The following is a 13398-nucleotide window of genomic DNA, read 5'->3' as shown; positions in this document are numbered from 1 at the left end:
ACAGCCTCAATGATCGAAACTGACAACTTATTGATCCTTTCGCACAGCGGGACTACCCTAGGAAACTTCCAATTTCCAAGGCGCTGTACCGCTTGATGCGCAAACTCCTGGCAGGCGCCCTGGCGCTGGTGACGATCGCCGCCCTCTGCGGCTATGGCTTCTGGACGTTGCAGCGTCCGGAAGGCCACTACCTTTCCGACCTGCGCGTGGAGTTGGCGCTCAACCACGGCGTGCCGGGTCAACACGGCAACTTGCTGGGCGTCGAACCGCTGCTGTTTCCCAGCGACTACCAGAACCTGCAGCGCCTGCACCGCAAGCTCTCGGCCTATCTGGAACAGGCCCGCGCCCAAGGCCTGGTAGGGCCGCGAACGGTGGTGGTGCTGCCTGAGCACATCGGCACCTGGCTGTGGGCCAGGGGCGAGAAGCGCGAGCTCTACCAGGTTACCCAAAGCCGTGAAGCCGAGCAGTGGCTGGAGCTGAGCAACCCGCTGCGCTATGGCCTGGCGATGCTCGCGGCCCGCGGCGACGACCGCCGCGCCGACGCCCACCTGCGCATGAAGGCCCAGCAGATGGCCAGCGATTACCAGCAACTGTTCGGCGGCCTGGCCAAGGAATTCGGCGTGACCCTGGTGGCCGGTTCGATCGTGCTGCCAGCCCCCTACGTGGAACAGGGCGTGCTGCACATCGGCCGCGGCCCGCTGTACAACAGCAGCCTGGTGTTCGGCGCCGATGGCGCGCTGCTGGGCCAGCCCCAGCGTCAGCAATACCCCGACAGTGAAGTGCGCCGCTACATCCATCACGGCAGGCACTTCCCCCTTCAGGTCGTGCAGACCCCGGCCGGTCGCCTGGGCGTGTTGATCGGCAGCGACAGCTGGTACCCCGAGAATGTGCGCCAGTTGCAGCAACAGCAGGTGCAACTGATCGCCAACCCGGCGTTCCTCAGTGGCAAGGGCAGCTGGCAGAGTCCCTGGCGCGGTAACCGCCATCAGGATGCCGCCGCCGATCTGGGTCTGCAGCGTGGCGAGGTCAGCGAACAGAGCGCCTGGCAACGTCTCACGCAAGGCACTGGCGCAGGCGCCAGCAGCATGAGCGTGTTCATGCGTGGTCAGTTCTGGGAACTGGGCAGCGACGGCCAGGGCTTTGCCCACCAGGCCGGCGAACTGCTGGCCGGCCCGCCCAGCCAGGGCGCGCGCTTGCTGAACCTGTGGTTGTAGCGCGATGACGCGCCCCCGCGTGCGCCTGGGCGATCTTTCGGTCGGCTTCGTCCAGCCGCTGGCCGAAGCCCTCGACGAACTGGGCCACGACCCGCTGCCGCTGCTGGAGCGTTACGGGCTGGACGCCATACGCCTGGCCGAACCGGACGCGCGACTGTCGATTCCTCGCTACATGCACCTGGGGCATGCCGCCATCGCCCTCTGCGGCGAGCAGGCCCTGGGCCTGCGCATGGGCCGCCTCAGCCGCCTGGCCCAGGCAGGCCTGGCGGGCGTCACCGCCGCCCAGGCCCCCACGCTGGGCGAAGCGGCTCGCACCCTGCTGCGTTTCGGGCCGTTGTATGCCGCCAACTACCGGGGCCATTCAAGCTTTCTGGAAGATGCCCAGGGGGCCTGGCTGCGCTTCTACTCGATCAGCCCGTACAACGCCTACAACCGCTTCGTGGTCGATTCGCTGCTGAGCGGCTGGCTGGCACAACTGTCGGGGTTGGCTGGCACGCGGTTGCAGGCCGAGCGCCTGGAGATCGAATTCGAGGCCCCCGAGTACGCCGCGCAATATCAACCCCTGTGCAGCGGTACCGTGCAGTTCGCTGCCGGTGGCAACCAACTGCGCCTGAGCCGCGCCACCCTGGCGCTGGCCAACCCGCAGCACTGCCCGAGCACCTGGCAGCACCTGCTGCAGCTGTGCGAGGCGCAAATGCTCCAGCGCACGCGGGTACGCAGCCTGGGCGAGCGCATTACGCACCTGCTCGGCCCGCTGCTCAACGGCGGCCGTGAACCGGACCTGGAGGAAGTGGCTCTGCACCTGCAGATGCCCAGCTGGACCCTGCGGCGCAAGCTGGCCGAGGAAGGCACGCGCTTTCGCGACCTGCTCAACGACACGCGTCGCGACCTGGCCGAGGCTTACATCCGCGACACGGAGCTGGCCTTTGGCGAGATCGCCTATCTGTTGGGGTTTGCCTCGGCTGAAGCCTTCCAGCGCGCGTTCAAGCGCTGGACAGGTGTTACGCCGGGGGAGTTTCGCCGCAGCCAGCGGCGAGTGGGTTAAAGCTCGGTGGCGTCTTCTGCCGGTTCCGGCGGGTCCAGCTCATAGGCCTGAAACTCGAGCAGCTCTTCCTGATAGTCATCCATAGCCCTGCGTCCTCTTTTCTCATTTGTCTTCGTTGGTCATGCCTTCAACCTAAGCGTGGCGGATGAAGGAATGATGACAAGCTTATGAGTGGTAAACGTAGCAGGTGTTCAGGAAGTTATCGCCGGCCATCTGTAACAGCGCATTTAACCTGTCCCGGCCCCTTCGCGGGTAAACCCGCTCCCACAAGGGCACTACAGGCCAGAGGCTTGCAGGTTACCTGTGGGAGCCACAGGGATACCTCAGGCCTGAGGCTTGCACGGTACCTGTGGGAGCGGGTTCACCCGCGAAAGGGCCGGCACAGGCGAAGATTCAGAGCGAGGAAGGCGCAGCCTCGGCAGGCTGCGCATCCTGCTGCACCTGGATCGGCGCAGCTTCCGCGGGCGGTGCCACCGGCTGCGAGCTCTGGCTGTCATCCACCACAGGTGCCGCCACGGCTTCACTGGCGGGCGCTGCAGCCGGTGCTGGCGGCGTCGCTGCGGCCTGCTCCGGCAAGCCCAGATCCGGCGCTGGCTTCTCTGGCTTCGGCGCAGGCGCCTCGACCTTGGCCTTGGCCACTTTCTTCGGCTTGGGCAGATAGCTCTCGACCAGGGCGAAATAGCGATCGTAGAACTGCGCCGCGGTCACCGTCTCGCTGGCTACCTTGACCATGGAGTCGTCACTGGAGCCGATCGGCATCGACACCGAACCGAGCACCCCTACCCCCAGGCTGGCCGATGAATTGGACTTCTTCAGGCTGTAGCGGTCCTGCAGGGCATTGGCGAACATGGTCGAGCGCTGGTCGTCATTGACGTCAGGCGCGCAGGTCACGTTGAAGCTGATCTGCAGGTGGTTCTCGCTGTTCTGCTGGAAGCTCTTGTTGCCCATCACCTGGTTGGAACCGCTGCTGGTGATGATGTAGCCCTGGCTGAGCAGCGCACGGCGGGCCGCCTCGCAGGAGCCGGCATCGGTCACCGGGAAGCTGCGCGAATAGGTACCCGAGTCGTCGAAGTTCTCGTGCTCGTAGACGGCGGGTTTTTTCGAAGAGCAACCGGTCACGCCCGCCAGCACCAGGGCCAGCCCGAGCGCACCAAAGACGGATGATCTGGTCATTGCGAATTCCGGTGATGTCGAGAAAGGTGCCTATTGTGCAACACAGCGGGCGGGCACAGGAACCGCTGATGGGTGAAGAGTTCGTCAGGATCGTGTAAATCTGGCCACGCGCGGGCGCAGAAACGAAAAAAGCGACCCGAAGGTCGCTTTATCGAAGCCGCGAAGCGTTCAAGGGGCTTCGAGGCGAAGATGGCGCAGCGGACGGGACTCGAACCCGCGACCCCCGGCGTGACAGGCCGGTATTCTAACCGACTGAACTACCGCTGCGTATCATTCAGGCTTTCGCCCGATTGAAACCTGGGTCTACCCTTGTGGCACGAGGGCCTCGGGGCAGGCACAAAAAAAGCGACATTCGATCGCTTCTCTTGTGTGTGCTTCAAGGCGTTCTAGGGACCTTGAAACGAAGATGGCGCAGCGGACGGGACTCGAACCCGCGACCCCCGGCGTGACAGGCCGGTATTCTAACCGACTGAACTACCGCTGCGTATCGTTCAGGCTTGCGCCCGATTGAAACTGGGTCAGCTTCAGGCCTTTAGGCCTTCTGCTTCAGACCGGTGCCAGGCACCCATCTGGTACTGAAAAATGGCGCAGCGGACGGGACTCGAACCCGCGACCCCCGGCGTGACAGGCCGGTATTCTAACCGACTGAACTACCGCTGCGCAGTGCGTTTCTCTCCGGCTATCCGCTTCATCAGAAGCATCCAGCACCAGAAACATTCTCAGGAAGTGGTGGGTGATGACGGGATCGAACCGCCGACCCTCTGCTTGTAAGGCAGATGCTCTCCCGGCTGAGCTAATCACCCTCGCGATGTTGCTTGTTGCGTTTGCTTCGCTGAGGCCGCGAAATTTACGCAGGTGCCGATGCTAAGTCAATAGCCCCATTGAATTTTTTTCAAAAAAGGCAAAAACGGAAAAGGGACCTTTCGGTCCCCTTCCCTGACAGCGTCACGCTCAGGTGTAGATCATCTTGCGGGTCATGCCGCCATCGACCACGAACTCCTGACCGGTAACGAACCCGGCCTGGCGCGACAACAACCAGGCGACCATGGCCGCGACATCTTCCACGGTGCCGACCCTGCCCGTCGGATGCTGGGCATGGTCGGCCTCGCTCAGCGGCTCGGCACGCCGTTGCGACGGGTCACGGGCGTCGATCCAGCCCGGGCTCACTGCATTGACGCGAATCTCCGGCCCCAGGCTCATGGCCAGGGCGTGGGTCAAGGCCACCAGGCCGCCCTTGCTCGCCGCGTAGGCCTCGGTGTCCGGCTCGGATTGCCGGGCACGGGTCGAGGTCAGGTTGACGATGGCGCCATTGTGCGCGCGCAGGTACGGCGCACAGTGCTTGGCCAGCAGCATCGGGCCGTTGAGGTTGACCCCCAGCACCCGGTTCCACTGCGCCAGGCTCAGGCTTTCCAGCGTCTGGTTGTGCGGGTTGGCGATCGCCGCGTTGCACACCAGCGCATCGAGCCGGCCGAACTGGCCGAGCACCTGGGAAACCCCGGCACTGACCTGGGCCTCGTCGGCCACGTCCATGGTGATGAACCAGGCGTTGTCGCCCAGGGCCTTGGCCACCTTGGTGCCACGCGGGCGGTCGAGGTCGCTGAGCACCACCTGCCAACCTTCGCAGATCAGCCAGGCAGCGATACCCAGGCCGATGCCGCGCGCGGCACCGGTGACCAGGGCAACCCGGCCGTTATGGCCCGGTGCGCTGCCTTTGATTTCCATCACAGCGCCGCCAGCCCACGGGCGAGGTCCGCCTGCAGGTCGGCCACGTCTTCCAGGCCCACGGCAACCCGGATCAGGCTGTCGCGGATACCGGCGGCCTCACGCTCCTGCGGCGACAGGCGGCCGTGGGAGGTGGTGGCCGGGTGGGCGATGGTGGTCTTGCTGTCGCCGAGATTGGTGGTGATCGAGATCACCCGGGTGGCGTCGATGAAGCGCCAGGCGCCCTCCTTGCCACCCTTGACCTCGAAGCTGACCACCGCACCAAAGCCGCTCATCTGGCGCTTGGCCAGCTCGTGCTGCGGGTGGCTCGGCAGGCCGGCGTAATGCACCTTCTCCACGCCATCCTGCTGCTCCAGCCATTCGGCCAGCACCTGGGCGCTCTCGCAGTGCGCACGCATGCGCAGCTTGAGGGTCTCCAGGCCCTTGGTGAAGATCCAGGCGTTGAACGGGCTGAGGGTCGGCCCGGCAGTACGCAGGAAGCCCACCACCTCTTTCATCTGCTCGGCACGGCCGGCGACCACGCCACCCATGCAGCGGCCCTGGCCGTCGATGAACTTGGTGGCCGAGTGGAACACGATGTCGGCACCCAGCTTCAGCGGCTGCTGCAAGGCCGGGGTGCTGAAGCAGTTGTCCACCACCAGCATGGCACCACGGGCGTGGGCGATCTCGGCCAGCGCGCCGATGTCGACCAGTTCGGCCAACGGGTTGGACGGCGACTCGACGATCAGCAGCTTGGTGTTGGCCTTGATGGCCTTTTCCCAGCCGCTGAGGTCGACCAGCGGCACGTAGTCGACCTGCACGCCGAAGCGCTTGAAGTACTTCTCGAACAGGCTGATGGTCGAGCCAAACACGCTCTGCGACACCAGCACATGGTCGCCGGCACTGCACAGCGACATGACCACGGCGAGGATCGCCGCCATGCCGGTGGAGGTGCCCACGGCCTGCTCGGCACCTTCCATGGCCGCCAGGCGCTCTTCGAAGACGCGCACGGAGGGGTTGGTGTAGCGCGAGTAGACGTTGCCCGGCGTTTCACCGGCAAAGCGCGCGGCAGCATCGGCTGCCGTGCGGAACACATAGCTGGAGGTCAGGAACAGCGCTTCGCTGTGCTCGCCCTCGGCGGTACGGTGTTGACCGGCGCGCACCGCCAGGGTGTCGAAACCGACACCCTCGAGGTCACTGTCCAGTCGCCCGGCATCCCATTGATCCGTCATGCCGTCGCTCCCTAAATCAGTTGTTGTAGAGGTCGATGATCGCGCTGACCGCCTGGTTCTTGACCTTGGCCAGGTCGTTACGGGCCTGCTCGATGCGCTCGAGGTAGGCTTCGTCGATGTCGCCGGTGACGTATTCACCGTTGAACACCGCGCAATCGAAGTGATCGATCTTGATCTTGCCGCCACCGACCGAATCGATCAGGTCAGGCAGGTCCTGGTAGACCAGCCAGTCGGCGCCGATCAACTCGGCCACCTGGTCGGTGGTACGGTTGTGGGCGATCAGCTCGTGGACACTCGGCATGTCGATGCCGTAGACGTTGGGGTAGCGTACCGCAGGGGCCGCGGAGCAGAAGTAGACGTTCTTGGCGCCGGCTTCGCGGGCCATCTGGATGATCTGCTTGCAGGTGGTGCCGCGCACGATCGAGTCATCCACCAGCATCACGTTCTTGCCGCGGAATTCCAGCTCGATGGCGTTGAGCTTCTGGCGCACCGATTTCTTGCGCGCGGCCTGGCCAGGCATGATGAAGGTGCGGCCGATGTAGCGGTTCTTGACGAAGCCTTCGCGGAACTTCACGCCCAGGCGGTTGGCCAGCTCGAGCGCGGCGGTACGGCTGGTGTCCGGGATCGGGATGACCACGTCGATGTCGTGCTCGGGGCGCTCGCGCATGATCTTGTCGGCGAGCTTCTCACCCATGCGCAGACGCGCCTTGTACACCGAGATGCCGTCGATGATCGAGTCCGGGCGGGCCAGGTAGACGTGCTCGAAGATGCATGGCTGCAGCTTCGGCGCCTCGGCGCACTGCTTGGTGAACAGCTGGCCTTCCTCGGTGATGTACACCGCTTCGCCCGGCGCCAGGTCGCGGATCAGGGTGAAGCCGAGCACGTCCAGGGCGACGCTTTCCGAGGCGATCATGTACTCCACGCCTTCGTCGGTGTGGCGCTGGCCGAACACCACCGGGCGGATGCCGTTCGGGTCACGGAAGCCGACGATGCCGTAGCCGGTGATCATCGCCACCACGGCGTAGCCACCGACACAGCGGCTGTGCACGTGGGAAACGGCAGCGAACACGTCTTCTTCGGTCGGCTGCAGCTTGCCGCGCACGGCCAGCTCGTGGGCGAACACGTTCAGCAGCACTTCCGAGTCGGAGTTGGTGTTGACGTGGCGCAGGTCGGACTCGTAGATCTCCTTGGCCAACTGCTCGACGTTGGTCAGGTTGCCGTTGTGCGCCAGGGTGATGCCGTACGGCGAGTTGACGTAGAACGGCTGGGCCTCGGCCGAGGTCGAGCTGCCCGCAGTCGGGTAGCGCACGTGGCCGATGCCGATGCTGCCCACCAGGCGCTGCATGTGACGCTGCTGGAAGACGTCGCGCACCAGGCCATTATCCTTGCGCAGGAACAACCGGCCGTCGTGGCTGGTGACGATACCGGCAGCGTCCTGGCCGCGGTGCTGGAGGACCGTAAGCGCGTCATACAGCGCCTGATTGACGTTCGACTTACCGACGATACCGACGATGCCACACATGCGACGCAACCCCTACTTTGATGAAACTGGAACGAACAGCGCTCAGGGCTTGGATGGCCCGAGCAACTGCTCCTTGAATGGAAGATCAGCCGGAGCGCTGATCACCCCACTGGGAGCCCACTGACCGGTGAAACCCAGGATCAGGTTTTTCGACCAGTCAGCGACCAATAGAAACTGTGGTATCAGGCGCGACTCCTGCCACCAGGTGTCTTGCTGCACCGGCCCCAGGCTGAGCAGGCCGACCGCCACCACCACCAGCAAGCCCCCGCGCGCGGCGCCGAAGGCCATGCCGAGGAAACGATCGGTGCCGGACAGCCCGGTCACGCGGATCAGCTCGCCGATGAGGAAATTGAGCATGGCGCCTACCAGCAAGGTGGCGACGAAAAGAATGGCGCAACCGGCGATGGTACGCATCGACGGCGTCTGGATATAGCTTTCAAGGTACACCGAAAGCGACCCACCGAACATCCAGGCGACCGCCCCTGCGACGATCCAGATGAGCAGGGACAAGGCTTCCTTGACGAAGCCGCGCTTGAGACTGATCAGTGTGGAGACGGCGATGATCGCGATGATCGCCCAATCAACCAGGGTAAAGGCCACGGTGCTGCCTGCAGACGTTTGAGGCGGCGCATTTTACCAGAGCGAAAGGCCGGGAGTAAGCGGAATGTCAGGTGGATCGGCGGGTCAGGTTTTCAGGCCTGCGCTGCCCTTTGTAGGAGCGGCCTTGCGTCGCGAAAGGGCTGCGAAGCAGCCCCGGCAATTCGTGCGTTTTTGCTGAGATCCTGGGGCCGCTTCGCGCCCCTTTCGCGACACAAGGCCGCTCCTACACATCGCGAAAGCGCGGCGGGTTCAGCCTTTTTCGGGCTGGAAGCGCGTCACGAAGCCGTTGAGCTTCTGCTGGCGGTTGATCGCATCCTTGAGCTTGTCAGCCTCGGCACGCTCGATCAGCGGCCCGACATACACCCGGTTCATGCCGCCGGCCGAGCGGATGTAGGCGTTGTAACCCTGGCTGCGCAGGGTCTTCTGAAGGTTTTCGGCGCCGGCCCGGTTGGACAGGCTGGCCAGCTGGATCGTCCAACTCACCGGCAGGCCGTTGACGTCGATCTTCGACGGCGCGGTTGCCGCAGCCGCAGGCGTCGCCGCCTTGACGGCGGGCGCAGGCACCGGCGTCTGCGGCCGAGGTTGCGCCTGGGTCTGCGGTGAGGGCGTGATTGGCTGGCTCGGCGCGGTGACCGGCCGGGTGGACTCATTGACCACCACCGGCGGCTGCTGAGGCTGCACTACCGGCTGCGGCTGTTGCGGCTCTTCCGGCAGCGGCTGAGGCTCAGGCACCGCCACCGGCTCCACCTTCACTTCCGGCAGGCTCGGCATGGCCGGCGCCTGTGGCGCCTCGACACGCACCTGGCGCATCTCGTCCTCGCGGGTGAACAGCATCGGCAGGAAGATCACCGCCAGCGCCACCAGCACCAGCGCACCGACCATGCGCTGCTTCATCCCTTTGTCCAGCACTGCCATCTAGTCACCCCTCCAGGGCCTGCCGCTCCAGCCATTCCAGGGCCTGGGCGACACAGAAAAACGAACCGAACAGCAGGATCTGGTCATCCGCCGTCGCCTGCGCGCATTGCCCTTCGAGGGCGGCGCCGACGCTGGCGTAAGACTTCACCGCCGCGCCGAGGTTCGTCAAGGCAGCAGCCAGCTCGGCAGCCGGGCGGCTGCGCGGGGTATCCAGGGGCGTGACCGCCCAGTCGTCGACCAGCCCCTGCAACGGTGCGAGCACGCCCGCCAGGTCCTTGTCGGCGAGCAGCCCGAACACCGCCAGGCGACGCCCCACGAGCGGCCGTGCTGCCAGGCGGCGGGCCAGGTACTCGGCGGCGTGCGGGTTGTGCCCGACATCCAGCAGCAACTCCACCGCCCTGCCCTGCCAGACCACCTGACGACGGTCCAGGCGGCCGGTGATACGGGTATCGAGCAGCGCCTGGCGGACCTGCCCGGCATCCCACGGCAGGCCCATCAGCAGGTAGGCCTGCAGGGCCAGGGTGGCGTTTTCCATCGGCAGGTCGAGCAATGGCAGATCGCGCAATTCCACCCGCTGCCCCTCGGCTGTGGTGCCGCGCCAGTTCCAGCTGCCTTCAGCCCAGGCCAGGTCGAAGTCACGGCCGCGCAGGAACAGCGGCGCGGCCAGTTCGGCGGCCTTGTCCAGCAGCGGCTGAGGCGGGTCCAGGTCGCCGCACAGCGCCGGCTTGCCCGCACGGAAGATGCCGGCCTTCTCGAAGGCCACCAATTCGCGGGTGTCGCCCAGGTAATCGACATGGTCGACACCGATGCTGGTCACCAGGGCCAGGTCGGCATCCACCACGTTCACGGTGTCCAGGCGGCCACCAAGGCCCACTTCGAGCACCACGGCATCGAGCTGCGACTGCTGGAACAACCAGAACGCCGCCAGCGTGCCCATCTCGAAGTAGGTCAGGGAAATCTCGCCCCGCGCCGCCTCGACGGCGGCGAAGGCATCGCACAGGCGCTCATCGCTGGCTTCCTGGCCATCGATCAGCACCCGTTCGTTGTAGCGCAGCAGGTGGGGCGAGCTGTACACGCCCACCTTGAGCCCCTGGGCACGCAACAACGACGCCACGAAGGCGCAGGTCGAACCCTTGCCGTTGGTGCCGGTCACGGTAACCACTCGCGGTGCCAGCTTGCCCAGCGCCAGCCGGGCAAGCACCTTCTGCGACCGCTCCAGGCCCATGTCGATGGCCGAAGGGTGCAACTGCTCGAGGTAGGCGAGCCACTCGCCCAGGGATCGTTGTTTCATCACGCGACCGCAGCGTCCTCACGGGCCTGCTCAGGGGTTTGCTGGCCGGTCATCTGCGCCAGCAGACGAGCCAGGCGCGGGCGCAGTTCGCCGCGGGAGATGATCAGGTCGATGGCGCCGTGCTCCAGCAGGAACTCGCTGCGCTGGAAGCCTTCCGGCAGTTTTTCGCGCACGGTCTGCTCGATCACGCGCGGGCCGGCGAAGCCGATCAGCGCCTTCGGCTCACCGACGATGACGTCGCCGAGCATCGCCAGGCTGGCGGATACGCCGCCGTAGACCGGGTCGGTCAGCACCGAGATGAACGGAATGCCTTCTTCGCGCAAGCGTGCCAGCACGGCCGAGGTCTTGGCCATCTGCATCAGCGAGATCAAAGCTTCCTGCATGCGCGCACCGCCGGAGGCGGAGAAGCAGATCATCGGGCAACGGTGCTCCAGGGCGTAGTTGGCGGCGCGCACGAAGCGCTCGCCGACGATGGCGCCCATGGAACCGCCCATGAACGAGAACTCGAAGGCACTGACCACGATCGGCATGCCCATCAGGGTACCGCTCATGGAAATCAGCGCGTCCTTCTCGCCGGTCTGCTTCTGCGCGCCGACCAGGCGGTCCTTGTACTTCTTGCCGTCACGGAACTTCAGGCGGTCGACCGGCTCCAGGTCGGCGCCCAGCTCGGCGCGGCCTTCCGGATCGAGGAAGATGTCGATGCGGGCACGTGCGCCGATGCGCATGTGATGGTTGCACTTGGGGCAGACATCCAGGGTCTTTTCCAGCTCCGGACGATACAGCACGGCCTCGCAGGCTGGGCACTTGTGCCACAGGCCTTCCGGCACCGAGCTCTTCTTCACCTCGGAACGCATGATCGATGGGATCAGTTTGTCGACTAACCAGTTGCTCATGCTTTCTTTCTCCAGTATTGGCGGACGGGGACCGGACTGGCCGGCCATGCCCTGCCCTTGAGCTCAAATTCTTCTATGAAACGATGACGGCCCGGCCACAGGGGCTGCCTGCGTACCGCGCCGTCTTCAATCTGTGCAAAGGCCACGCGGCGGGCCGCGGGCCGCCCCGCAGGGCTGCGAAACCTATGGACGATGGCGCGCCGCCAGCCGTCACATCTGCCATCACGCCTGTTTCACCGCACGCATGAAGGCTTCGATCTTTGCCGCATCCTTGATGCCCTTGGCCTGCTCGACCCCGCCGCTGACATCCACCGCGTATGGCCGCACCTGGGCGATGGCCTGGGCGACATTGTCGGCCGACAGCCCACCGGCGAGGATGATCGGTTTGCTCAGCCGCGCCGGCACCAGCGACCAGTCGAAGGCCTCGCCGGTGCCACCGGGCACGCCGGCCACATAGGTATCGAGGAGAATGCCCTGAGCACCGGCATACCGTTGGCAGGCCGCCTCCAGGTCATCCCCCGGGCGCACGCGCAGGGCCTTGATCCAGGGACGATGATAGCCCTCGCAGTCGGCCGGGGTTTCGTCGCCGTGGAACTGTAGCAGGTCGAGCGGGACCACTTCGAGGATCTCGTTCAGCTCACAGCGCGAGGCGTTGACGAACAGGCCGACGGTGCTCACGAACGGCGGCAGTTCGGCGATGATCGCCCGCGCCTGGCGCACGTCCACGGCACGCGGGCTCTTGGCATAGAAGACGAAGCCGATGGCATCGGCGCCCGCCTCGACCGCAGCCAAGGCGTCCTCGACGCGGGTAATACCGCAGATCTTGCTGCGAACGTTGCTCATGGACGGCAAACCTTGAGTGATCGTGTGAAAGGCCCGATGGTAGCAAATGACCTCCGGCGCGTCAGTCGGCCAGCGCTTCGTAGCCGGTCAAAAAGTGTGGGCCGATGTAACGCTGCGGCAACTGGAACTCGTCGGGGTATTCCACCTGCACCAGGTACAGGCCGTAAGGATGCGCGGTGACGCCGCCGTGACGACGGTCGCGCCCCTCCAGCACCTCGCGGGCCCACTCCACCGGGCGCTCGCCGGCACCGATGGTCATCAGCACGCCGGCGATGTTGCGCACCATGTGGTGCAGGAAGGCGGTGGCGCGCACGTCGAGCACGATCATCTGGCCATGGCGGGTCACGCGCAGGTGATAGAGGTGCTTGATCGGCGACTTGGCCTGGCACTGGCTGGCGCGGAAGGCGCTGAAGTCGTGGGTGCCGAGCAGGTACTGCGCGGCCTGGGCCATGCGCTCGACATCCAGTGGCCGGTGGTTCCAGGTCACTTCCTCGGCCAGGTGCGCCGGGCGGATCGGGTCGTTGTAGATGACGTAGCGGTAGCGCCGGGCACAGGCCTTGAAGCGCGCATGGAAGTCCGCCGGCATCGGCCGCGACCAGACCACGCTGATGTCGTGGGGCAGGTTGAAGTTGGTGCCCAGGGTCCAGGCACGCTCGTCGCGCACGGCGCGGGTGTCGAAATGCACGACTTGGCCACAGCCGTGCACGCCGGCATCGGTGCGCCCGGCGCAGAGGACGCTGATCGGTTCGTCGGCCACTTTCGACAGCGCCTGCTCGAGCGCCTGCTGGACGCTGGGCACGCCACTGGCCTGGCGCTGCCAGCCGCGGTAGCGCGAACCTTTGTATTCCACGCCCAGGGCGATGCGGGTGAAGCCTTCGGCGGCCGATTCGGTGGCGGCGGTATCGATGATGTCCAAGAGCATGAAACCTGTGGCTGGTACGCAATGGCGGGGATTATAACGACAACGGC

12 protein-coding genes and 4 tRNA genes are annotated in these 13398 nt (G+C 65.4%); 2 read left to right on the top strand and 14 right to left on the bottom strand.

The annotated features are described in order from the left end of the window. The first annotated feature begins 95 nt into the window (after positions 1–95). Both ACIP21_RS01740 and ACIP21_RS01735 read left to right on the top strand, forming a co-directional pair. A complete protein-coding gene (locus tag ACIP21_RS01740) occupies positions 96–1214 on the top strand; it encodes a nitrilase-related carbon-nitrogen hydrolase (protein ID WP_400684276.1) in 1119 nt (372 codons plus the stop codon). Positions 1215–1218: 4 nt separating this feature from the next. Continuing rightward, complete coding sequence (locus tag ACIP21_RS01735) at positions 1219–2259, top strand: AraC family transcriptional regulator (protein WP_400683225.1); 1041 nt, start codon at positions 1219–1221, stop codon at positions 2257–2259. Between the two features lie 393 nt (positions 2260–2652). Here the strand turns inward: ACIP21_RS01735 and ACIP21_RS01730 are convergent, their stop codons facing one another. The 14 genes from ACIP21_RS01730 to truA all read right to left on the bottom strand — a co-directional run bounded on the left by ACIP21_RS01730 (position 2653) and on the right by truA (position 13351). Beyond that, entirely contained in the window at positions 2653–3432 is a 780-nt protein-coding gene (locus ACIP21_RS01730; protein ID WP_400683223.1) for a DUF2242 domain-containing protein, read from the bottom strand. Between the two features lie 190 nt (positions 3433–3622). Beyond that, a tRNA-Asp gene (locus ACIP21_RS01725) sits at positions 3623–3699 on the bottom strand. A 140-nt stretch (positions 3700–3839) separates the two neighbouring features. Then, positions 3840–3916 (bottom strand) — tRNA-Asp (locus ACIP21_RS01720). A 99-nt stretch (positions 3917–4015) separates the two neighbouring features. Next, positions 4016–4092 (bottom strand) — tRNA-Asp (locus ACIP21_RS01715). Between the two features lie 67 nt (positions 4093–4159). Next, positions 4160–4235, bottom strand: a tRNA-Val gene (locus ACIP21_RS01710). A gap of 148 nt (positions 4236–4383) precedes the next feature. After that, a complete protein-coding gene (locus ACIP21_RS01705; protein WP_400683221.1) occupies positions 4384–5154 on the bottom strand; it encodes an SDR family oxidoreductase in 771 nt (256 codons plus the stop codon). Next, positions 5154–6365, bottom strand: a complete 1212-nt coding sequence (locus ACIP21_RS01700; protein ID WP_400683218.1) for an O-succinylhomoserine sulfhydrylase — start codon at positions 6363–6365, stop codon at positions 5154–5156. Before ACIP21_RS01700 ends, ACIP21_RS01705 begins: the two co-directional genes overlap by 1 nt. Positions 6366–6381: 16 nt before the next feature. Then, positions 6382–7887, bottom strand: a complete 1506-nt coding sequence (gene purF, locus ACIP21_RS01695; protein WP_400683216.1) for an amidophosphoribosyltransferase — start codon at positions 7885–7887, stop codon at positions 6382–6384. Between the two features lie 42 nt (positions 7888–7929). After that, complete coding sequence (locus ACIP21_RS01690) at positions 7930–8487, bottom strand: CvpA family protein (protein ID WP_400683213.1); 558 nt, start codon at positions 8485–8487, stop codon at positions 7930–7932. A 249-nt stretch (positions 8488–8736) separates the two neighbouring features. Then, on the bottom strand, positions 8737–9402 hold the full coding sequence (locus tag ACIP21_RS01685) for an SPOR domain-containing protein (protein ID WP_400683211.1): 666 nt from the start codon (positions 9400–9402) through the stop codon (positions 8737–8739). A gap of 4 nt (positions 9403–9406) precedes the next feature. After that, the gene (gene folC / locus ACIP21_RS01680; RefSeq protein WP_400683208.1) at positions 9407–10693 is read right to left on the bottom strand and encodes a bifunctional tetrahydrofolate synthase/dihydrofolate synthase; all 1287 of its coding nucleotides are present in this window, start codon (positions 10691–10693) and stop codon (positions 9407–9409) included. Further along, positions 10693–11586, bottom strand: coding sequence for an acetyl-CoA carboxylase, carboxyltransferase subunit beta (accD, locus tag ACIP21_RS01675; protein ID WP_400683206.1), 894 nt, complete (start codon positions 11584–11586; stop codon positions 10693–10695). Before accD ends, folC begins: the two co-directional genes overlap by 1 nt. Before the next feature lie 222 nt (positions 11587–11808). After that, on the bottom strand, positions 11809–12429 hold the full coding sequence (locus ACIP21_RS01670) for a phosphoribosylanthranilate isomerase (RefSeq protein ID WP_400683204.1): 621 nt from the start codon (positions 12427–12429) through the stop codon (positions 11809–11811). 61 nt (positions 12430–12490) lie between these two features. Then, a complete protein-coding gene (gene truA / locus ACIP21_RS01665; RefSeq protein ID WP_400683201.1) occupies positions 12491–13351 on the bottom strand; it encodes a tRNA pseudouridine(38-40) synthase TruA in 861 nt (286 codons plus the stop codon). Positions 13352–13398: the final 47 nt, after the last annotated feature.

This window comes from Pseudomonas sp. NPDC089401 (assembly GCF_044749485.1).
In the GTDB taxonomy this organism is placed as follows: domain Bacteria; phylum Pseudomonadota; class Gammaproteobacteria; order Pseudomonadales; family Pseudomonadaceae; genus Aquipseudomonas.
The sequence above is the reverse complement of the archived record's forward strand: the minus strand, read 5'-3'. Positions and strand labels throughout refer to the sequence as shown.